Below are 20,954 nucleotides of genomic sequence, written 5' to 3'. Positions count from 1 at the left end.
TGGACCCCTCTTCTCTTGGGCGATGTGTCCGAGATCGGGGAGGGCCGGCGGCCCTCCCCGATCTCGGAAAAGTCCCAAAAGAAGCGAAGGGCCCGGGAAGTCCTTCCCGGACGGGGTCCGGGGCGGTAGCCCCGCCGAACCCCCGCGTCCACCCTCAGCCCATGAGACCGAGGATGGACTTGACGTCGGCGAGCGTCCGGTCCGCGAGGGCGCGGGCGCGCTCGGCGCCGTCCTGGAGGGTGCGGTCGATTTCGGCGGGGTCCGAGAGGACGCGGCGCATTTCGCCGGCGATGGGCGCGAGCTTTTCGACGGCGAGGTCGGCGAGGGCCGGCTTGAACTCCGAGAAGGGCCGCCCGCCGAATTCGGTCAGGATATCGGCCTTGGAGCGCTCGGAGAGGGCGGCGTAGATGCCAACGAGATTGTCGGCCTCGGGCCGCCCAGTGAGGCCGGCGGGTTCGGAGGGCAGCGCGTCCGGGTCGGTCTTGGCCTTGCGGATTTTCTTGGCGATGGTCTCGTCGTCGTCGGTGAGGTTGATGCGCGAGAGGTCGGACGGGTCCGACTTCGACATTTTCTTGGAGCCGTCCTTGAGGCTCATGACGCGCGTCGCCGGCCCTTCGATCAGGGGTTCGGCGAGCGGGAAGTAGCCGTTCACGGTTTCCTCGCCCATGGCCATGGGCACGCCGAGACCCTTGGCCTCGATGCGGGCGGAGAAGTCGTGGTTGAACTTGGTCGCGATGTCGCGGGTGAGTTCGAGATGCTGCTTCTGGTCGTCGCCGACGGGCACGTGCGTCGCGCGGTAGAGAAGGATGTCGGCGGCCATGAGGCTCGGATAGGCGAGAAGGCCGAGCGAGGCGCGCTCGCGGTCCTTGCCGGCCTTGTCCTTGAACTGGGTCATGCGCTCCATCCAGCCGATGCGGGCGACGCAGTTGAAGACCCAGGCGAGTTCGGCATGGCCGGACACGGCGGACTGGTTGAAGACGATATGGCGCTTGGGGTCGATGCCGGCGGCGAGATAGGCGGCGGCGATCTCGCGCGTCTGCTGGGCGAGGTCGTCCTGCACGAGCTGCGCGGTCAGGGCGTGGAGGTCCACGACGCAGAAGATGCAGTCCTGCGTGGCCTGAAGGGCGACGAACTTCTGGATGGCGCCGAGATAGTTCCCGAGATGGAGATTGCCGGTCGGCTGGATGCCGGAAAAGACGAGAGGCTTGAAATCGGCCATGGGGGGAAACTCCGAAAGCGGCGGGCCCGGAGACGAACGCCGGTTGGCGCGCTTATGGCGAAGCCGAGCCCGCGCCGCAAGCGGGCTTGGCGGCGAGCCCGCCCCGCTTCCCCCGCCTCGCTCCCACGGCTTCCCCGCCCTCGCGCCTCGGAACCTAAGGCTGCCAGATCGTCTTTCGAAGGGACCGCGCCGGGACAGCGCGCTTGGCGCCGCCAGAAGGAGAGACGAGATGGGCTTTTTCGACCGAATCCGGGACAAGATCTTCGGCAGCGCCGAGGCGGCCGAGCCCGCGCCGCAGACCGCTCAGGCACCCGCGCCCGGCTCCGCTGGCGGCGCTCCGGCTGGTGGTGCTCCGGCGGGCGGCGCCTCGGCCTCGGCCGGTGGCGCGCCGGCCGCCGCACCCGCCGCGCCTCAGGCGCCGGCGCCGGCTCCCGCCGCGCCCAACGCTTCCGCCGCCGCGCCCGCGGGCGGAGCGGGGGCGAGCGCGCCGGCCCAGCCGAGCCAGCCGGTCGATGTCGCGGCCATTCTGGAGGCCAAGGCCAGGAGCGCCGGCCAGCCGCTCGACTGGCGCCGCTCGATCGTCGATCTCCTGAAGCTGCTCGATCTCGACTCGAGCCTGTCGGCCCGCAAGGAACTGGCCGAAGAGCTGCACTACACGGGCGACACAGGCGACTCGGCGACCATGAACACGTGGCTGCACAAGGCGGTCATGCGGAAGCTCGCCGAGAATGGCGGGCAGGTCCCCGCCGACCTGCGCGATTGAGGAAAGGCGCCGGCGCTCAGCCTCGCTTGGAGCGCCGGCCCTTCAGGAGATTGCGCACCATGGAGCGGTCCGCCGCGCCCGTGGCGAGCGCGAGACCGAAATAAACGGCCATGGCGGCGGCCACGATCGCGAGGATCGCGAGACCCTGGACATGCGCGCCGACGCCGCTCGCGAGATAGGGCGAGAGGCGGTTCATCAGGAACCAGACCACGGCGCCCATCGCGCCGGCCGACAGGACGACGAGCGCGGAGCGCTTCACCAGCGCCATGTCGACCTGCCAGAGGCCCTGGCGGCGCAGGCCCTCGAACAGGAGCCAGGCGTTGAGCCAGCCGGCCAGCGTGGTGGCGAGCGCGATCCCCTGTTCGGCATAGAACCAGAAGAGCCCGAAGGAGAGGATCGTGTTGGCGAGCGCCGAAACGCCCGTCACGATCATCGGAACGCGCGTGTTCTCGCGCGCGAAATAGCCGGGCGAGAAGACCTTGATCAGCACGAAGGCCGGCAGGCCGAGGGCGTAGAGGCCGAGCACGGCGGCGACCTGATGGGTCGTCTCGGGCAGGAAGGCGCCGCGCTCATAGATCAGGCGGATGATCGGCTCGGGCATGATGAAGAGCGCGACCGCCGCCGGAACGGTGAGGAAGAGCGCGAATTCCAGCGAGCGGTTCTGCGTGTGCTGGGCTTCCTCGATGCGGCCCGCCTTCAGCGCGCGGGCGAGTTCGGGCAGGAGCACGACGCCGATGGCGACGCCCACCATGCCGAGCGGCAGCTGATAGGGCCGGTCGGCATAGGTCAGGATCGACACCGCGCCCGGCTGGTAGGAGGCGATGGCCTGGCCGACGAAGAGGTTGATCTGGGTGATGCCGCCGATCAGCGCGGCCGGGCCGGCGAGGATCAGAAGGCGCTTGAGCGCGGGCGTCCAGCGCGGGCGCTGCAGCGCCACGGAAAAGCCGGCCATGCGCATGGCGATCGTCACCATCAGAAGCTGCGCGACGCCGGCAAGCAGGACGCCCCAGCTCATCAGGAAGCCGATCGTCTGCTGGCTTGCCCCTTCCCACCAGCACCAGGCGAGAACGCCGATCAGCACGAAGTTGAGGAGGGTCGGCGCGGCGGCGGCGGCGAAGAAGCGACGGAAGGCGTTCAGAATGCCCGATACCATCGCCATCAGCGACATGCAGGCGAGATAGGGGAACATGATGCGCGAGAAGGCGACCGTGATCGCGTAGCGATCCTCGCAGGAGAGCTGCTGGCCGAGCGTCTGCGGATCGTCGATGCAGGCGGCGAGACCCGGCGCGATGATCGTCTTCACCAGCGCGGGCATGAAGACCATGGCCGCGACGGTGACGACGAGGAGCACGATGAAGAGCGTCGAGAAGATCTCGGTCGCGAAGCGCTTGGCGCCGTCCTCGCCCTCCTCCTCCAGCGAGCGGGCGAAGAGCGGAATGAAGGCGGCGTTGAAGGCCCCTTCCGCAAACAGGCGGCGGAACAGGTTGGGAAAGCGGAAGGCGAGATTGAACGCATCCGCGACCGGCCCGACGCCGAGCGCCGAGGCCATCATCATCTCGCGCGTGAAACCGAAGACGCGGGAAACCAGCGTCGCGCCACCGACCGTGGCGAACTTCTTCAAAAGGCTCAAGAGACGATTCCGAAGGCGACCGGCGAGGGTTTGGCGGTGGCGGAGGAGAGTTCGCCCTCCGGGCTGTCGAAGACGGCGAGAAGCCGGCGGCGGATGCGCTCGGCCCGGCCCTCGCCGATGATCTTCAGGCCGAGGAGGTCGGAGACGTAGAAGACGTCCACCACCTTTTCGCCGAACGTGGTGATGTGGGCGGAGCGGATGTCGAGCGAGAGATCGGAGATCGCGCCGGTGAGATCGGCGAGAAGCCCCGGCCGGTCCAGCCCCTCGACCTCGACGACGGTGAGGCGGTTCGACAGGTCGTTGCGCACCTCGACGCGGGGCGCGACCGCGAAGGACTGGGTGGAGCGCGTCGGGCGGCGGCGCGCGAGCAGCGCCGGGATCGCCTCGCGCCCACCGAGCAGCGCCTCCACCGTCCTGGCGATGCGCTCGGCGCGGCGCAGCTCGTCGGCATCCTCAGCGAAGTCGCGGGTAATGGTGACGATGTCGAGCGCCCGCCCATCGGTCATGGTGAAGATCTGCGCGTCGGCGATATTGGCGCCGGCCGCAGCGCACGAGCCCGCGATCAAGGACAGGAGGCGCGGATGGTCGGGCGCCAGAACCGTGATCTCGGTGACGCCCCGGAACTTGTCGGTGCGCGCGACGGTCGCGAGGCTCTGGCCCTTTTCGTCGGCCGCGTCGATGAACTCGGCATGGCGCACCTGATCGTCCAGCGGCACGGTCAGCATGTAATTGTCGTAGTGCTGGTCGACGCGGGCCGCGCGGCGCCCCTCCGGCCAGGACTTCAGGCGCTCGGACAGTTCGCGCCGGGCGAAGTCGGCGCGCTGGCGGCGCGAGGATTCGGAATAGCCGCCCGTCAGAAGCAGCTCGGTTTCCGCGTAGAGCGTGCGGATGAGCTGGCCCTTCCAGTTGTTCCAGACGCCGGGGCCGACGGCGCGGATGTCGCAGACGGTGAGGATGGTGAGGAGCTTCAGCCGGTCCAGCGTCTGCACCCGCTCGGCGAAGTCGCGGATCGTCTTGCGGTCGGTCAGGTCGCGCTGCTGCGCGGTCATCGAGAGCACGAGATGCTCATGCACCAGCCAGGCGACGAGTTCGGTCTCGCGCTCGTCGAGGCCGAAGCGCGGGCACAGCTCCTCGGCGATCGCGGCGCCGGCGACCGAATGGTCCTCCGGCCGGCCCTTGGCGATGTCGTGCAGGAGCAGCGCCACATAGAGCGGCACGCGGTCGCGGATCGTCTCCACGAAGCCGCTCGTCATCGGCAGTTCGCTCGCGAGCTCGCCATGTTCGAGCCGCGACATGCAGGCGACGGTGCGAAGCAGGTGCTCGTCCACCGTGTAGGAATGGTACATGTTGAACTGCATCATCGACACGATCTTGCCGAAGTCGGGGATGAAGCGGCCGAGAAGGCCCGCCTCGTTCATCCGCCGCAGATGCAGTTCGGGATTGTTGCGATCCGTCAGGACGTCGAGAAAAAGGCTGTTGGCCTCCGGATTGGCGCGAAGCGCGGCGTCCACGAGGCGCAGGGAGCGGCGCACGAGCTTTAAGGCGTCCGGGTGGTATTCCAGCTGGTGGACGGCGGCGAGCTTGAACAGGCGCAGGAGGTTCAACGGGTCGTCGGTGAAGACGTTGCGGTCCGACACGGTGATGCGGCCATTGTCGGCGCGGAAGGCGAGCGTGCCGGGAATCTGGCGCGAGCGGCGGCGGAACGAGCGCATGAGACCGCGCAGGCCCGGCGCGTCCTTGGCGTTTTCCTCTTCCAGCGCGGCGCAGAAAATGCCGGTGAGATCGCCCACGTCCTTCGCGATCAGGAAGTAGTGCTTCATGAAGCGCTCGACATCCGTGAGGCCCGGATGGGTGTTGTAGCCGAGGCGCGCGGCGATCTCGCGCTGGAGGTCGAAGGACAGGCGCTCTTCCGGCTTGCCGGTCATGAAATGCATGTGGCAGCGCACGGCCCAGAGGAAATCCTCGGCCTTCTCGAACAGGCGCGCCTCGCGCCGCGAGAAGATGCCGACCGCCACGAGTTCCTCGCGCGTGTTGACGCGGTAATGATCCTTGGCGATCCAGAACAGCGTGTGAAGGTCGCGAAGCCCGCCCTTGCCTTCCTTCACGTTGGGCTCGACCAGATAGCGCGTGTCGCCGGTCTTGCGGTGGCGCGCGTCGCGCTCGGCGAGCTTGGCGGCGATGAAGGCGCGCCCGTTGCCTTCCGTCACCTCCGTGTCGAACCGCCGGCCGAGATCCTCGAACAAGGCCGTGTCGCCGCAGACGAGGCGGCGCTCCAGAAGCGCCGTGCGGATCGTGAAATCCTCGGCCGAGAGACGCACGCAATCCTCGACCGAGCGCGTCGCGTGGCCGACCTTCAGGCCGAGGTCCCACAGGAGATAAAGGAGATATTCGGCGACCTGCTCGCAAAGCGCGGTCTGCTTGTAGGGCAGGAGAAACAGGAGATCGATGTCGGAGCCCGGTCCCAGCGTGCCGCGCCCGTAGCCGCCGACGGCGCAGATCGCCATGCGCTCGCCCGAGGACGGGTTGGGCGTGCCGAAGATGTAATGGTGGGCGAAATCGTGGACGGCGCGGATCAGCTCGTCCTGCAGATGCGAGATGCGCGCGGCGCACAGGAGGCCGCCGCCATCCTCGAACAGGAGGCGCTCGGCGGCCTTGCGCCCTTCGGCATTGACGCGCTTCAGAACGGTGAGAACCTCGGCCCGCGCCTCGAGACTGCCCGGCCCGCTCTCGCTGGAGCCGATCCGGGCGAGCGCGGCGCGCAAGCCCGCGACATCCACGATCTCGTCGAGGCGAAGGTCATCGGCGGACGAGGCGACCTGCCGGGCGGAGGCCGACCGGCTCGGCCGGTCGCGACTGGACAGGATCGGATGCGCGGTCATGCTTCTGCCTTCTCGTCGGGTGGTTCGCGCTATAGTGCATTTCCCGACATGTCAAAAGCTTAAGGCCAGACCGCGCCCCCTCCCGTCCCGCCGCGAGCGGGACCGTGTCAGGCTCCGATGCCCTCAGGCTCCCACGATCGTGCCGCCGTTCGGATGCATGACCTGTCCGGTGAAATAGGACCCGTCCTCGGAAGCGAGGAAGAGAAGCGCGGAGGCCACTTCGTTCGGCTGGCCGGCACGCTTCATCGGCACTTGGCTGCCGAAATTCGCGACCTTCTCGGCGTCCATCGACATGGGAATGAAGGGCGTCCAGATCGGGCCCGGCGCGACGCCGTTCACGCGGATGCCCTTTTCCACGAGGTTGGAGGCCATGGACCGCGTGAAGGCGGTGATGGCGCCCTTGGTCGAGGAATAGTCGATCAGCGTCGTGTTGCCCTTGTAGGAATTGACCGAGGTCACGTTGACGATCGCCGAGCCCGCCTTCAGATGGTCGAGCGCGGCCTGCGTCATGTAGAAATAGCCGTAGATATTGGTCTCGAAGGTCTTGGCGAGCTGCTCTTCCGAGATGTCCCTGACGTCTTCGGCTTCTTCCTGATGGGCGGCGTTGTTGACGAGAATGTCGAGCTTGCCGAACTCGGCAGCGGCTTTATCGACGGCCTGTTTGCAGAAGCCCTTGGAGCGAACATCGCCCCGGATCAAGAGCGCCTTGCGGCCCTCGGCCTCGATCAGGCGCTTGGTTTCCTCGGCGTCCCGGTCCTCTTCCAGATAGACGATGGCGACATCGGCGCCCTCGCGCGCGAAGAGAACGGCGGTGGCGCGGCCGATGCCGGAATCGCCGCCCGTGATGATCGCGGCCTTGTCCTTCAGGCGGCCGGAGCCGGGAAAGCGCGGCGCGTAATCGGGCCTCGGGTTCATCTCGTGCTCGCGACCGGGCTCTTCCGTCTGATGCTGGGCGGGGAAGTTCGACATGATGGCTGTTCCTTCTCATCTGCCGGCCGGGGCGGCGGATGCCGGCCGGGACGGCGCATGCGCAAGGAAGCCAAGCGAAAGCCCATGCGTTCCCGCATGGCTGCCGCCCGGGCCATCGGTTCGATCAGCCGGCTACGGGTGACCCGCGAAGCCCGACTCTAAGCCTTCGCGCGCGGCAGGAGCGATTTCAGCCGGTAGAGCGCGTCCAGCGCCTCGCGCGGGCTCATCGCGTCCGGGTCCACTTCGCTGAGCGCCTTCAGGGCGGCAGGCGCTTCCGGCTCGGCCGGTTTGCGGTTCAGCGCGGCGAAGAGCGGGAGGTCGTCGATGAAGGCCGTGCGCTTCTCTCCCTGCTCGCTCTTCTCGAGCTGCGTCAGAACCTGCCGCGCCCGCTCCAACACGGCCGGGGGCAGGCCGGCGAGCCGCGCCACCTGAATGCCGTAGGAGCGGTCGGCGACGCCCGCCGTCACCTCATGCAGGAAGATGACCTCGCCTTCCCATTCCTTGACGCGCACGGTGACGTTGGCGAGGCGCTTCAGCCGCGCGGCGAGCGCCGTCATCTCGTGGAAATGCGTGGCGAAGAGCGCGCGGCAGCGGTTCACCTCATGCAGATGCTCCACGGCGGCAAAGGCGATGGAGAGCCCGTCATAGGTCGCGGTGCCGCGTCCGATCTCGTCGAGCACCACCAGCGTGCGCTCGCTCGCCTGATTGAGGATCGCGGCGGTTTCCACCATCTCGACCATGAAGGTCGAGCGCCCCTCGGCCAGATCGTCGGACGCGCCGACGCGGCTGAACAGGCGGTCCACCACGCCGATATGCGCCTTTGTCGCCGGCACGAAGGAGCCGATCTGCGCGAGCACCGCCACAAGCGCGTTCTGGCGCAGGAAGGTGGACTTGCCGCCCATGTTCGGCCCGGTGATCAGCCAGATCACGCCCGCCTCGCGCTTGGCTCCCGTGCCGGCCGGCGGCGAGAGATCGCAGTCGTTCGCCACGAACTGCCCGCCGCCCGACGCCTTCAGCGCCGCTTCCACGACGGGATGGCGCCCGCATTCGACGCGGAAGGCGAGGCTGGAATCCACCAGCGGCCGCACCCAGTTTCCCGACAGCGCGAGTTCGGCGAGCCCAGCCGTCACGTCGATCAGCGCCAGGGCGGCGGAGGCGGCGCGAAGCGCATCCGTCGCGGCCAGAACCTCCCCGCGCATCCGATCGAACAGGGTCAGTTCGATGCGCAGCGCCTCGGCCGCGCTCTGGGCGATGCGCGTTTCGAGATCGCAGAGTTCCACCGTGGTGAAGCGCATGGCGGAGGCGAGCGTCTGGCGATGGGAAAAGCCGCTGCCCTGTTCCAGCAGCGCCGCGCCATGGGCTTCGGGCACTTCCACGAAATAGCCGAGCACGTTGTTGTGCCGAATCTTCAGCGAGCGAACGCCGGTTTCCGAGCAATAGCGCCCCTGGAGATCGGCCACGACCTGCCTCGAATGATCGCGCAGCGCCAGCGCCTCGTCCAACTGGGCGTTCGCCCCCTCTCGCACGAAGCCGCCGTCCCGCCGCTGCAAGGGCAGCTCGTCGCGCAGCGTGGCGCGCAAGGCGAAGCGCAGGTCCTGCGGCAGGGCCGAGATGGCGCGGGCCGCCTCCATCAGCTCCCAGCTGAACTCGCCCTCGGCGAGAAGCTCGCCGATCAGGCTCGCGCGCTCCAGCCCTTCGGACACGGCGCCGAGATCGCGCGGCCCGCCCCGGTCGAGCGCGAGGCGCGACAGGGCGCGCTCGGTGTCGGGCATGCCCTTGAGGGCGGCGCGCAGTTCGGCGCGTAGCTCGGGGTCGTCCAGAAGCGCGGCGACGCTGTCCTGCCGGCGGGCGATCGCCTGCGGGTCGGTCAGCGGCCAGGCGAGGCGGCTCGCCAGAAGCCGCGAGCCCGCGCCCGTCACGCAGCGGTCGATCGTGGCGAGAAGCGAGCCCTGCCGCTTGCCCGACACGGTGCGCGAGAGTTCGAGGCTCGCGCGCGTCGCGGGGTCGATCACCATGAAGGAGCCGGCTTCGACCCGCTCCGGCCGCTCCAGCGGCGGGCGGGCTTTCAGCTGCGTGCGTTCGAGATAGGAGAGAAGCGCCGCGCCGGCCGAGAGTTCGGCCCGGCCGAAGGCGCCGAACCCGTCCAGCGTCGAGACCTCGAAGAAGCTCTGCAGACGCTCGGCAGCGGTCGCCGCGTCGAAGAGGCTGGCCGGCTCGAAGCGCACGCGCCGGCCGAGGCGGCGTAGAAGCGGCTGCAGGGCCTCGTCCTCGCGCAAGGTGTCGGGCACGACGAGTTCGGCCGGCTCCAGCGCCACGACATCGGCGAAGATGCGATCCGCGGCCGAGGGCGCGATGCGGAACTGCCCCGTCGACAGATCGGTCCAGCCGAGCGCGAAGGAGCCGCCCTCGCCGCCGAGGCGCGCGAGCGCTGCGAGGAAGTTCGGCCGGCCGGGCTCCAGCAGCGTTTCCTCGGTGATCGTGCCGGGTGTGACGAGGCGCACGACCTCGCGCTTGACGACGGATTTCGCGCCGCGCTTCTTGGCCTCGGCCGGGTCTTCCACCTGCTCGCAGACGGCGACGCGATAGCCTTGCGCGATCAGCTTCTCCAGATAATCGTCCGACGAGACGACCGGCACGCCCGCCATCGGAATATCGGCGCCCTCGTGCTTGCCGCGACGGGTCAGCGTGATGCCGAGCGCGCGCGAGGCTTCCACCGCGTCGTCGAAGAAAAGCTCGTAGAAATCGCCCATGCGATAGAAAAGGAGGCAGTCGGCATGGCGCGACTTGATCTCCAGGAACTGAGCCATCATCGGCGTCGGCGCGCCGGCCGCCCCCTCGCCCCTCGCGTCGGGCGCGGCGGAGCCCCCCGACTTGGCCTCGGCGGAGGCGGCGTCGGCGGAACGGGCGGCGGGGTCGGGTCGGATCATGTCCAGCATCCCGGCAAACTAGCGGCTTTCGGCGGGCCAGGGAAAGGCGCGGCGGCTCGGATGGCGGGGTTGCGCCCGAAATCCACAATGCGCCTCCTCGTTCTGGGGCGCGGGCGCGGGATGGGGGAACCCGCCCGTTCAGTCGCCGTTCAGCGCGCAGGGCCGATAAGGGAGCCCGAGGAAAAGCGTCCGCTCGATCCCGAACGGGTTCGGAGGCGCTTTTCGATCCATCGAAGGGCCGCTCCGCGCGCCGCCGCGTTGGCAGGGAAGGTTTGGCCCCTTATGATGCGATGCGAAACAGATGCTCGGGTTCACGCCCGCGTGAGATACCGAAGGACGAAGATGATCACGACACGGAACGCGTTTCGGCTTCAGGGACTGGCGCTGGCTCTCGGCCTCGCCATTGCGCCGCTCGCCGCCTCAGCGCAGGGTGCCGCGCCGGTGAACGTCCACCAATATGCCGTGGACCATCCGGTGCCGGACGTGAAGATGCGGCTCGCCCCGACGCTCGGCGCCTCGGTTCCCGCCCAGGTGCAGCTCGCCGCGGTCGAGGGCACGAAGGATTTCGGCTATTTCTATTATGACGGTCGTCCGGTGATCGTCGACATGGCGACGCGCTCGGTGGTGCGCGTCGACTGAGCATCGCCCTTGGCGGGCCGGCGCGAGGCCGGCTCGCCGCTTCCCGCCCCTCCCCCGCCGCGCCTACCGGCCCTCGCCGAAGCGAAGGCTCGCGCCGAGCACGATCTGGTTGGTGACGATATCGGTGGTGAGCGAGCCGCCGTTCACCAGCCGCGCGGCGTTGTGGCTATAGGCGAGCTTGTATTCCCCGAAGACCGAGAGAAAATCCGTCAGCGCCATGTCGGCGCCGGCCAGCGCCTGCACGGCCGGCCCGGCGACCTGATACTCGAAGGTGCGCGGGCCGCCCGCTTCCTGATATTCGACATGGGGAATGGCGAGGCCGGCGCCGAGCCCGAGATAGGGCGTCACCCGGCCCATCGGCCGGGTTCGGTAGAGCGCGTTGACGGTCAGCAGATTCAGCCCGTCGGTGAATTCCAGCGTGGTGACGCCCGGCGGCAGCGGGTCGGCCGCAACCTTGGCATGGGCGTAATCGAGTGCGAGACCCCAGTTCGGCTGCCCGAAGCGGTTTAGCCAGGCCGTGCCGCGCAGCCCGTAATAAGGCGCGCCGCTCTCGAAGCTGCGCCCGTCCCAGGACATGTCGAGCGTATGGGTGGACGGGCCGTTCGCGACGTCCACCGTGCCGTCGAAGGAGAAATTGTAGCCGCCATAGGCCGAGATGACGTAGTCGGCGCGCGCCATGCCCGTCATCGCGACGAGAGTCAGCGCCGCACCGGTCAGCGCGGCAGGGGCGAGGCAGGCCAGCGGAAGGCGCATCGGATCGATCCCGTCCATGTCGGAGACGGGCGCGAACCGCCGCGCCCGGGCGCGGCTCGCCGCGTCCGACCCTCTGGTTAACGGGCGTCGATGACAGGGATGTTACGCGGTGTTGCGGGCGTGCGACGCTCGGCAAGGCCCGCGCGGGGCCATGGAACCTCGCCGCGCCGTCAAGCGGCGAAGCGGGTGCCTTCGGCGCCGAAATGCTGGATATAGCGCGGATTGATGTTCTTGACGGGCACCACGACGAAGACGTCCGTCGTGCCGAACTGGTGGTCCACCACCGCATCCTCGCCGACATAGCCGCCAAGGCGCAGATAGCCTTTGAGAAGCGGCGGCAGGCTGGCCAGCGCGCGCTTGGGATCGAGGCAGGCAATTTCGCCGCCGACACGGGCGCGCCGCCCGGCCACGGCCGACACGCGCCAGGCTTCCGGCGCCGGTGCATGGTCGCGCAGGAAGGCGAGCGGGGCTTCGAGGCTGGTGAGATCCGTGCCGCTGAGCGAGGCGCAGCCGAAGAGCACGTCGATGCGATGCTGCTTCACATAGGCCCAGATGCCCTGCCACAGAAGCTCCACCGTCCGCTTGCCGCGATAGGACTTCAGCACGCAGGAGCGGCCGAGTTCCAGGAAGCGGGCGCCGGGGTGGCGCGCGAGCAGGCTTTCGATCTCGAATTCGCCGGCCGTGTAGAAGCTGCCGGCGAGTTCGGCCTTTTCCTGGCGAAGCAGGCGATAGGTGCCGACGATCCGCGAGCCGGCGGGCCGGGTCGTGTCGATGACGAGCAGATGATCGCAGAACTTGTCGAACCCGTCGCGGTCCCGGCGCGTCATGCGCTGGAAGGCCGAGGGCTTGGCGCTCATCTCCTCGTAGAAGACATGGTAGCGCAGCTGCTGGGCCTCGCGCAGCTCGGCGCGCGAGCGCGCCAGCCGAACCTCCAGCTCGCAGAGCCGGCCGAGGACCGGAGCCAGCGGATCGAAGGGCGCGGGCCGGCCCAGCTTGATGCGCACACCGAACGGCTGCTTGAGCCGAACGGGTTGGGCCTGCGTCACGTCGATATGCTTGAAAGCACCCATGTCACTGCCTCCGGCCCTTGCTTATGGCTCATACCGACATAAGCCGTGCTCGCGACCCTTTCATGACGTAAACCATGATGGATCGCAAAGGGTCATATGCGTGTTGCAGCACCGACATCCGTCACCACGACCCGTCCGCGCACCTTGCCCTCCAGAAGAGCGGTCGCGGTGGGCACGATGTCGGCAAAGCCGATTTCCGTGACGAGGCTCGCCAGAACGGCGGGATCGAGATCCTCCGCCAGACGCTCCCACGCCCGAAGCCGCTCGGCCTGTGCGGCATAAACGGAATCGACGCCGAGAAGCGCGACGCCCCGCAGGATGAAGGGCGCGACGCTGGCGGGCAGGTCCAGGCCGCCGGCAAGGCCGCAGGCGGCCACCGCGCCGTCGCGCTTCGTCATGGACAGGAGATTGGCGAGCGTGTGCGAGCCGACGCTGTCGACCCCCGCCGCCCAGCGCTCCGACCCGAGCGCCTTTCCGGGGCCGGCGAGGTCGGCGCGATCCAGGATGTCGGACGCGCCGAGCCCCCGCAGCCAGTCGGCGCCCTCCGGGCGGCCGGTGGAGGCCGTCACATGCCAGCCGCGCCGCGCCAGAAGCGCGACCGCGATCGAGCCGACTCCGCCCGACGCGCCGGTGACGAGCGCCGGCCCGCGCTCGGGCGACAGGCCGTGGCGCTCCAGCGCGAGCACGCAGAGCGCCGCCGTGTAGCCGGCCGTGCCGATGCCCATGGCCTCAGCGGCCGAGAAGCGGGCGGGCAGCGGCACCAGCCATTCGGCCTTGACGCGCCCCAGGCCCGCATAGGCGCCCCAATGGGTTTCGCCGAGGCCATGGCCGTTGAGAATCACCTTGTCGCCCTCGCGCCAGAGCGCCGAGCGCGAGGCCGCGACCGTGCCGGCGAGATCGATGCCCGGCACCATGGGCCAGCGGCGCACCACGGGCGCGCGGCCGGTGAGCGCCAGCGCGTCCTTGTAGTTGATCGTGGTGGCCTCGACGGCGACGTCGACATCGCCCTCCATCAGGTCGTCCGGCGTGAGCACGGCCTCTTCGACGCGCGGCGCGCCAGCCTCGCCCTTCTGGAGCCGGATCGCCCGGAATTCGTCCACCATGCTGGAAGCCTCCTCGGCCGGGATCAGACCTTGTCGGGCGCGCCCGTCTCGTCGCGTCCCGTCTCGCCCCGGCCCGCGCCCTTGGGCCGGCGCGCGACCAGGAACTCGTCGATCAGGATCAGCGCCGCGCCGATCGTGATGAAACTGTCGGCCAGATTGAAGACCGCGAAGCTCCAGACCGGCGTGTGGAAGAGGATATAGTCCACGACATAGCCGAGATTGACCCGGTCGATCAGATTTCCGATCGCCCCGCCCGCGATGAGCGCGAAGCCGACATGCGTCAGCTTGCGCTCGGGCGCGGTGTTCCACCAGAGCCAGACCACGAAGGCGAGCACGAGGCCCGAGATGACGGCGAGTCCCGTGTCGTGGAACCCGTCCAGCATGGAAAAGGCGATGCCCTCGTTGCGGGCATGGAGAAGCGCCAGGAAGGGCAGGATCTCGATCGCCTCGCCGAGCGCCATGGTGCGCACCACGAGAAGCTTCACGATCTGGTCGGCGGCGGCGAAGAAGGCGACGAGCGCCAGATTGTTGACGAGCCGCGTCACAGCGCGAGGTTCCCGCGCCGCGCTTCGAAGATCATCAGGCCGGTGGCGACGGCGAGATTGAGGCTGTCGGCCCGGCCGACCTGGGGAATGCGCACCAGCGTCTCGCAGGCGCCGGCGAGCGCCTCCGACAGGCCGCTCTGCTCGTTGCCCATGAGGAGCACGGCGGGGCGCTTGCCATAGGCGGGCGCGCGATAGTCCACCGCGCCCTTCATATGGGTGCCGACGACGAGGCCCTTGAAGCCGGCGCGCCAGCGCAGGAACTCGTTCTCGCTGAGCCTGACGACGGGCACGGCGAAGATCGAGCCCATCGTGGCGCGCACCGCTTCCAGCGAGAAGGGATCGACGCTTTCGCCGATCAGGACGACGCCCTTGGCGCCGGCGGCGTCCGCCGTGCGCAGGATGGTCCCGAGATTGCCGGGATCGCGCACCCGGTCGAGCGCGACGAGAAGCCCGTCCTTGCCGAGATCGATCTCGTCCGTGCGATGCAGGCGCTGGCGGAAGATGCCGATGGCGCTCTGGGGGTTGTCGCGCCGCGCGATGGCGGCGAGCACCTTGTCGCTGGCTTCCAGAACGTCGGCCCCGAGCGCCACGGTGCGCGCGGCGGCCTTCTGGAGAAGCTCGGTGTGAAGCTGCGTCTTGGCGGCCACCAGCGTTTCGATGCGCCAGCCGGCGTCCAGCGCGTCGAGAACGAGCTTCAGCCCCTCGGCCAGAAAGAGACCCGTTTCCTCGCGATGCTTCTTCAGCGCGAGGTTGCGGATGTCCTTCACGATCGGGTTGGAAACGCTCGTCACCTCCTTCACGCGGCCGGGCGCGACCGTGTCGGGCCGGCGCGTCGCGGGGGCGGAGGAGGCTGCGTCGCGGTCACGGCTCAAGCGGACACCCATCTGGAAAAGAGCGAGGTGGAGAGAAGGCGGGCATCCTCGCCCGCCTCGCGGATGACGAGTTCGCCCGATTCGATGGCGCCGCCCAGACCCCGGCACTGCTCGCCCATCAGGGCGGCGAGCGAGTAGAAGGAGGAGCGGATCGAATAGGCGGTGAGAACGAGGGCGAGCGGGCGCTCCGACAGGAGCTGGCGCATCAGCATGAGAAGATAGGGCAGGTCCTCGAAGATCTGCCAGACCTCGCCCTTCGGCCCCCGGCCGAATTTCGGCGGGTCGAGAAGAACGATGTCGTAGCGCGTGCCGCGCTTCACCTCGCGCTCGGCATAGCGCACGGCGTCCTCGCAGATCCAGCGGACCGGCTTGGTCGATAGGCCCGCCAGTTCGGCATTCTCGCGCGCCCAGCCGATGGCGCGCTTGGAGGCGTCGACATGCGTCACTTCAGCCCCGGCGCGGGCGGCGAGAAGCGAGGCGAGACCCGTATAGCCGAAGAGGTTCAGGACCCGCACCGGGCGCGCGGCGTCGTCCCGGAGGCTCGCCTCGATCCGGTCGGTCATGAAGCGCCAGTGGACGGCCTGTTCGGGAAACACGCCGACATGGCGGAACGAGGTGAAGCGGCCGAGATAGGCGAGCCCGTCCTGGCGCATCGGCCAGGTTTCGCCGAGCGCCTCGCGCGGGAAGCGCCAGCGGCCGGTGCCCTCTTCGTCCGTGTCGCCGGTGAAGACCGCGTCGGCCCCGTCCCAGTCGGCGGCCTGCGTGCGGCGCGGCCAGATCGCCTGGTTCTCGGGCCGGCGGATGGTGAGCGGGCCGTAGCGCTCCAGCTTCTCGCCGTCGCCCGAATCGAGAAGCGCATAGTCCGCGCCGGGCTCGACCGTCAGGATCACCGGCGCGCGGAAGGCCGGGCGATCGCCGGCGGGCCATTCCACCGCCGGGCGGTCGCGCCGGTTCTCGCGGCCGAGTTCGTCGGTCGACAGGCGCGGCGCGGGCGCGGCATCCTCGGCGGTGCGTGCGAAGGCGTCCGGCGCCGGCCGCGCGGGGCGGCGCTCGCGCGCGGGCTCGCGCTCGGAGCCGCCTTGCGCCTCGGCGCGCTTGGGCGGGCGCTTGGATTGAAAGCCGCCGGGCCTGTCCCCGCCGGCCGGCCGACCGGGGCGCTTGGGGGCGCCGGGCCGGGTGGTCCTGTTCTTCGTCATCGCCGGCTCATAGCGCATGGAGGCGTTTTTTCGCAAACGCTGCTGCAAAGGGTGGTGCGCGCTCCGGCGCTTGGCAAGCGAGGGATCGGGCGTATTCTGGGATCAACGACCGCCGCCGTCCGTGTTCGGGACAGAGAGCGGCGTCTGGGAGGATGACGATGGACCTGAAGGGCGAATATCGGCTCGCCGCGCCGCGAGACACCGTCTGGGCGATGCTGAACGACCCCGCCGTTCTCAAGAGCTGCATTCCGGGCTGCCAGAGCCTGGAAATGGTCGGCGAGAACGAGATGGCGGCGACGGTGGTGGCCAAGGTCGGGCCGGTCAAGGCGACCTTCACGGGCGCGGTGCGCATCGAGAACGTGGACGCGCCCCGGCGCTATTCCATCGTCGGCGAGGGCAAGGGCGGCATTGCCGGCTTCGCCTCGGGCGGCGCGAATGTCGAGCTCGAGGAAGACGGCGAGGACACGGTGCTGCGTTACGAGGTGGACGCCAAGGTCGGCGGCAAGATCGCCCAGCTCGGCGGGCGGCTCGTGGATTCCACGGCCAAGAAATTCGCCAACCAGTTCTTCGACTGTTTCGCCGCCCATGTCCGGGGCGACGCGGACGCCGACGCGGCGCAGCCGGCCGAGGCCTGAGCGCGAGGCGGGAGAAAGGCCGGCGGCGTTCCGTCGGCGGCCCTGCCAACGCAAAAAGGTAAAGGCGGATCGCTCCGCCCTTCCCGCTCATGAGATCAGATCAGGCCGCGACCGAGGGGCTCGCCAGGGCGCGGGCAGTATTGGCGGGCGCGGGAAGCGCGGGGCCCTGGGCGGCCAGATCGCGCTCGCGCTCCTCGCGCAGGCGGCGCAGGCGCTCGTTCGACAGGTCGACCTCGTGGCGCAGGTTCTCGATCTCGCGGCGGCGGTTGGCGGCCTTGGCGCGGTAATGGCCCTGCGTCATCCAGGTGCCGAAGCCGCCGAGCAGGAGGCCGACGATCAGCGAGGACACGAGCAGCACGAAGAGCGGCGCCTGGAAGGCGAATTGCGGCAGCGTGCCGATCGGGTCGAAGGACACCGTGATCGCTTCGCGATTGGCGACGCAGAACACCACGAGCAGCACCGCGAGCGGCGCGAGGATGAGGAAGGAAACGATCTTCAGGATCATCTTATGGCCACTTCGAACCTTGGAATACGCCCTGAGAGAGCATGGGGCGCGGCGCCGGACAAGCAAGCGTCTCGCTCCGAAATGATCTATCCGGGCCGACAGGTCAATCCGCCGGGATAATCGATCCCCCGAAGCGAATCGCGCCGAGCCGGCGAGGTCTGCACACCCTCGGGGGAACCGGCCCCGCCGCCCCGGAGCTTCAGCTCCGACGGGCCGGAGGCAAGCTCCGGCGGGCCGTCAGCCGTTCAGCCGCTCGCGCAGCTCCTTGCCGGTCTTGAAGAAGGGCACCCACTTTTCCTCGACCTCCACCGACTCGCCGGTGCGCGGGTTGCGGCCGGCGCGCGGCGGGCGGTTCTTGACCGAAAAGGCGCCGAAGCCGCGCAGCTCCACGCGATTGCCCTCGCACAGCGCCTGCGTGATCTCGTCGAAGATCGCGTTCACGATGGTTTCCACGTCCCGCTGGTAGAGATGCGGATTGCGGCTGGCGATGATCTGCACGAGTTCGGATTTGATCAACGCGGGCTCCTCGGGGATGCTGTCTCAAGGTTGGGAAGGCACGCGATCATCTCGCGCAAACCCTTGTTTCCAATCGCAAAGCGGAGCCTCCCGGCGCTTCGCTCTAGTGGCGCGGAGGTTGCCAAAGCGACACCATGCCGTCAAGGTGCCCACCCGAGCCCCCGAGCGCTTCCACGAGATCGCCGGCCGAAGGATCGAGGCCGAGGAGACCGAACAGCGCCGAGCGGGCCGAGCCGAACAGGCCCCAGCCGTCCTTCTCGGGTTCGCGCTCCTCGATCTTCAGACCCGCCGGCACGCCGCGCTCGGTTTCCAGCCAGCGCCGGATTTCCGCCTCGCCGCCGAGCGCATCCACCAGCTTGTTGTCGAGCCCCTGCGAGCCGGTGAAGATCGAACCGTCGGCCAGACGCCGCGCTTCGGCCTCGGGCAGCGCCCGCCGGTCGGCCACGAGCCCGACGAACCATTCGTAGCTGTCGTTCACGAGACGCCCGATCATCTCGCGCGCGCCGGGCGCGGCCGGGGCGAAGGGCGAGGGCTCGGCCTTCAGCGGCGAGGACTTCACGGCATTCACCTCGACGCCGATGCGCCCGAGGAGGACGGAAGCGTCCACATACTGGAAGATCACCCCGATCGAGCCGACGATCGAGGAGCGGTGCGCCACGACGCGGTCGGTCGCGATGGCGACCATGTAGCCGGCGGAAGCGGCGAGCGTGCCGATCTCGGCCGCCACGGGCTTCACCGCCGCGAGCTGGCGAATCGCCTCGAACAGGGTTTCGCCGCCGACCGTGGTGCCGCCCGGCGAGTTGACGCGGATGATCACGGCGCGCACGCGCGGATCGGTCTTCAACTCTTCGAGAAGCTCCAGCCGGTCGCGATCCTCGGTGATGACGCCGGTCACCTCGACACGGGCGATCTCCTCGCGCAGCGCCCCAGCCTTGCCGCCGGGCCGCCAGCCGCTCGCATAGGTCACGGCCAGCACCGCCAGACCCGCGACGAGGACGGCCAGAACCCGCCAGAAGCCGAGCTTGCGCCGCAGGCGCCGCCGATCGATCATGCCGTCCGCATCCATGCGTTTGCTTCCGCCCTTCATGCCGGGAAACCCCGGTTCGCCCTCGTCAGGCCACGGCGGCGGAACGGCGCGGCGGCCGCGCGCCGCGCGCCGCGCGGGCACGCCTCACCCGCGCCATCACGCAGCCTTCGCTTAACCATGCAAAAACCCCATATCACTTATAGATACGACACGATACGTTGATTGACCGCACGGGGCGCCCGGCCGATCTTGGAACAGCCGGGCGCGTTTTCGTGCGACACGCGAGGAATCGAACCCCATTGCAGGCCCCTCCCGATCATCTCCCCCTGGCGGACGACCCGCGTCTTCAGGCCCTGGCGACGCCGGGCGAGACGGCGCGCGACGCGCAGCGGGAGCGTGAGTTCCGCCGGGCGAGCCGGCATTCGCGCACCGTGCGCTGGCTGAAGGTCGGCCTGCCGGCGATCGCGACCGTGATCGTGGCGGCGGCGCTCGTCGTCACCTGGGCGGCGCGGCGCGTGCCGGGCGACCTCGCCTTCGCCTCGACCTCCATTCAGGACGGGCGCCTCGTCATGTCGGACCCGCGCATGTCGGGCGTCGACGGGCGCGACCGGCCCTATTCCATGCTGGCGGACCGCGCCATCCAGACGCTCGGCGGCTCGGGCGTCGATCTGGAAGGCGTGCGCGCCAATCTGACCGTGGACGACACGACCAAGGCGCAGCTCGACGCCGCCAAGGGGCGCTACGACACGCGCAGCGAAGTGCTGCGGCTTTACGACGACATCAACGTGGAAACCACGAGCGGCATTCGCATCAAGCTGGCGAGCGCCGACGTTTCGCTTCAGAATGGAACCCTGACGGGCTCCGGCCCGGTCGAGATCGCGACCCCGAATCAACGCCTCGAGGCGGGCAATGTCGTGATTTCCGATCGCGGCAAGCACATTTCCTTCCGGGACCGCGTCAAGCTGACCCTTCTACCCACCGCGTCCAACGGGGCCGAAGCCCCTTCCAGCGAGCCCCGACCATGATCCAGACCCTTCGCTCCCGCGCCGTGCTCCTGGGCCTGGCCGCCTCGCTCGCCCTGTCCGGCGCGGCGCTCGCGCAGACCCAGTCGCAGGGTTTCGGCAATTCCTTCGGCGGGCTCCAGGTGCAGGGCGACCAGCCGATCGCCATCGAATCCAACCAGCTCGACGTCGATGACGGCCAGGCGCTCGCCACCTTCTCGGGCGATGTCAGCGTCCAGCAGGGCCAGACCTCGATGACCGCCGAGAAGCTTCTCGTGCATTACGTGCGCAAGCAGGAGGGCGGCGCCGCCACCGCGCAGCCCGCCGCCGCGCGCTCCAACATGCCGGGCGGCTCGGGCGACATTTCGAAGCTCGAGGCCACCGGCAAGGTGACAATCAAGTCCGCCGATCAGGTGGCGACCGCCGACCGGGCCGATTTCGACATGGCGACGCAGGTCGCCGTCCTGCGCGGCAATGTCGTGCTCAGCCAGGGCAAGAACGTCGCCACGGGCTGCGTCCTGCGCATCCAGATGGAAACCGGCGTCGCGCGCCTTCAGAGCCGCGATTGCGGCGGCGCGCCGGGCGGCGGCCAGGGCGGCGGGCGCGTGCGCATGCTCCTGTCGCCGGGGGCCGACCAGCCCGCCGGGCGCTGAGCCGCCCGCAAAGGGCGCTCTCGGAGCGCGCTCTCGGGGCGCGACGGGTGGT

At 69.2% G+C, this 20,954-nt stretch carries 19 protein-coding genes; 5 read left to right on the top strand and 14 right to left on the bottom strand.

Going from position 1 to position 20,954, the window contains the following annotated elements; translation table 11 throughout:
- Nucleotides 1-154: 154 nt before the first annotated feature.
- A complete protein-coding gene (gene trpS / locus B146_RS0103065; RefSeq protein ID WP_019994947.1) occupies nucleotides 155-1,219 on the bottom strand; it encodes a tryptophan--tRNA ligase in 1,065 nt (354 codons plus the stop codon).
- A 229-nt stretch (nucleotides 1,220-1,448) separates the two neighbouring features.
- On the opposite strand from trpS, the gene B146_RS0103060 reads away from it, so the two are divergent.
- Entirely contained in the window at nucleotides 1,449-1,982 is a 534-nt protein-coding gene (locus tag B146_RS0103060) for a DUF3597 domain-containing protein (RefSeq protein WP_019994946.1), read from the top strand.
- A 16-nt stretch (nucleotides 1,983-1,998) separates the two neighbouring features.
- On the opposite strand, the gene murJ is transcribed toward B146_RS0103060, so the two are convergent.
- The 4 genes from murJ to mutS form a co-directional block, all read right to left on the bottom strand.
- Entirely contained in the window at nucleotides 1,999-3,612 is a 1,614-nt protein-coding gene (murJ, locus tag B146_RS0103055; protein ID WP_026358278.1) for a murein biosynthesis integral membrane protein MurJ, read from the bottom strand.
- Complete coding sequence (locus tag B146_RS0103050) at nucleotides 3,609-6,491, bottom strand: [protein-PII] uridylyltransferase (RefSeq protein WP_019994944.1); 2,883 nt, start codon at nucleotides 6,489-6,491, stop codon at nucleotides 3,609-3,611. Before B146_RS0103050 ends, murJ begins: the two co-directional genes overlap by 4 nt.
- Before the next feature lie 123 nt (nucleotides 6,492-6,614).
- Nucleotides 6,615-7,460 carry an SDR family oxidoreductase gene (locus B146_RS0103045; protein WP_019994943.1) on the bottom strand — a complete coding sequence of 282 codons (846 nt, stop codon included), beginning with the start codon at nucleotides 7,458-7,460 and terminating at the stop codon, nucleotides 6,615-6,617.
- A gap of 158 nt (nucleotides 7,461-7,618) precedes the next feature.
- A complete protein-coding gene (gene mutS / locus B146_RS0103040; RefSeq protein WP_026358277.1) occupies nucleotides 7,619-10,270 on the bottom strand; it encodes a DNA mismatch repair protein MutS in 2,652 nt (883 codons plus the stop codon).
- Between the two features lie 459 nt (nucleotides 10,271-10,729).
- Between mutS and B146_RS29345 the strand changes: the two genes are divergently transcribed.
- On the top strand, nucleotides 10,730-11,026 hold the full coding sequence (locus B146_RS29345; protein ID WP_019994941.1) for a DUF1236 domain-containing protein: 297 nt from the start codon (nucleotides 10,730-10,732) through the stop codon (nucleotides 11,024-11,026).
- Nucleotides 11,027-11,089: 63 nt separating this feature from the next.
- On the opposite strand, the gene B146_RS0103030 is transcribed toward B146_RS29345, so the two are convergent.
- The 6 genes from B146_RS0103030 to B146_RS0103005 all read right to left on the bottom strand — a co-directional run bounded on the left by B146_RS0103030 (nucleotide 11,090) and on the right by B146_RS0103005 (nucleotide 16,565).
- Nucleotides 11,090-11,779, bottom strand: a complete 690-nt coding sequence (locus B146_RS0103030; protein ID WP_019994940.1) for an outer membrane protein — start codon at nucleotides 11,777-11,779, stop codon at nucleotides 11,090-11,092.
- A 170-nt stretch (nucleotides 11,780-11,949) separates the two neighbouring features.
- Nucleotides 11,950-12,849, bottom strand: coding sequence for a l-ornithine N(alpha)-acyltransferase (gene olsB, locus B146_RS0103025; protein WP_019994939.1), 900 nt, complete (start codon nucleotides 12,847-12,849; stop codon nucleotides 11,950-11,952).
- Nucleotides 12,850-12,941: 92 nt separating this feature from the next.
- Complete coding sequence (gene acuI / locus B146_RS0103020) at nucleotides 12,942-13,952, bottom strand: acrylyl-CoA reductase (NADPH) (RefSeq protein WP_019994938.1); 1,011 nt, start codon at nucleotides 13,950-13,952, stop codon at nucleotides 12,942-12,944.
- A 23-nt stretch (nucleotides 13,953-13,975) separates the two neighbouring features.
- Nucleotides 13,976-14,497, bottom strand: coding sequence for a signal peptidase II (gene lspA / locus B146_RS24850; RefSeq protein WP_019994937.1), 522 nt, complete (start codon nucleotides 14,495-14,497; stop codon nucleotides 13,976-13,978).
- On the bottom strand, nucleotides 14,494-15,369 hold the full coding sequence (locus tag B146_RS0103010) for a TrmH family RNA methyltransferase (RefSeq protein ID WP_051091494.1): 876 nt from the start codon (nucleotides 15,367-15,369) through the stop codon (nucleotides 14,494-14,496). The genes lspA and B146_RS0103010 overlap by 4 nt, the downstream gene beginning before the upstream one ends.
- Nucleotides 15,366-16,565 carry a class I SAM-dependent methyltransferase gene (locus B146_RS0103005; RefSeq protein WP_081630905.1) on the bottom strand — a complete coding sequence of 400 codons (1,200 nt, stop codon included), beginning with the start codon at nucleotides 16,563-16,565 and terminating at the stop codon, nucleotides 15,366-15,368. Before B146_RS0103005 ends, B146_RS0103010 begins: the two co-directional genes overlap by 4 nt.
- 158 nt (nucleotides 16,566-16,723) lie before the next feature.
- Between B146_RS0103005 and B146_RS0103000 the strand changes: the two genes are divergently transcribed.
- The gene (locus B146_RS0103000; RefSeq protein WP_019994934.1) at nucleotides 16,724-17,200 is read left to right on the top strand and encodes a CoxG family protein; all 477 of its coding nucleotides are present in this window, start codon (nucleotides 16,724-16,726) and stop codon (nucleotides 17,198-17,200) included.
- A gap of 100 nt (nucleotides 17,201-17,300) precedes the next feature.
- Here the strand turns inward: B146_RS0103000 and B146_RS27520 are convergent, their stop codons facing one another.
- From B146_RS27520 to sppA, 3 genes are all read right to left on the bottom strand, one after another.
- A complete protein-coding gene (locus tag B146_RS27520) occupies nucleotides 17,301-17,705 on the bottom strand; it encodes a LapA family protein (protein ID WP_019994933.1) in 405 nt (134 codons plus the stop codon).
- Nucleotides 17,706-17,942: 237 nt separating this feature from the next.
- Nucleotides 17,943-18,221: an integration host factor subunit beta gene (locus tag B146_RS0102990; RefSeq protein ID WP_019994932.1), complete on the bottom strand. Its 279-nt coding sequence runs from the start codon at nucleotides 18,219-18,221 to the stop codon at nucleotides 17,943-17,945.
- Between the two features lie 103 nt (nucleotides 18,222-18,324).
- Nucleotides 18,325-19,272, bottom strand: coding sequence for a signal peptide peptidase SppA (sppA, locus tag B146_RS0102985; protein WP_244498127.1), 948 nt, complete (start codon nucleotides 19,270-19,272; stop codon nucleotides 18,325-18,327).
- 275 nt (nucleotides 19,273-19,547) lie between these two features.
- Between sppA and lptC the strand changes: the two genes are divergently transcribed.
- The gene (gene lptC, locus B146_RS24840; protein ID WP_019994930.1) at nucleotides 19,548-20,273 is read left to right on the top strand and encodes an LPS export ABC transporter periplasmic protein LptC; all 726 of its coding nucleotides are present in this window, start codon (nucleotides 19,548-19,550) and stop codon (nucleotides 20,271-20,273) included.
- Nucleotides 20,270-20,902, top strand: a complete 633-nt coding sequence (locus B146_RS0102975) for an LptA/OstA family protein (RefSeq protein ID WP_019994929.1) — start codon at nucleotides 20,270-20,272, stop codon at nucleotides 20,900-20,902. Before lptC ends, B146_RS0102975 begins: the two co-directional genes overlap by 4 nt.
- Nucleotides 20,903-20,954 lie beyond the last annotated feature (52 nt).

Origin of the sequence: Aureimonas ureilytica DSM 18598 = NBRC 106430, from assembly GCF_000382705.1 — a bacterium.
GTDB lineage: Bacteria > Pseudomonadota > Alphaproteobacteria > Rhizobiales > Rhizobiaceae > Aureimonas > Aureimonas ureilytica.
Note: the sequence above shows the minus strand (reverse complement) of the source record. Positions and strands in the feature narration are given on the sequence as shown.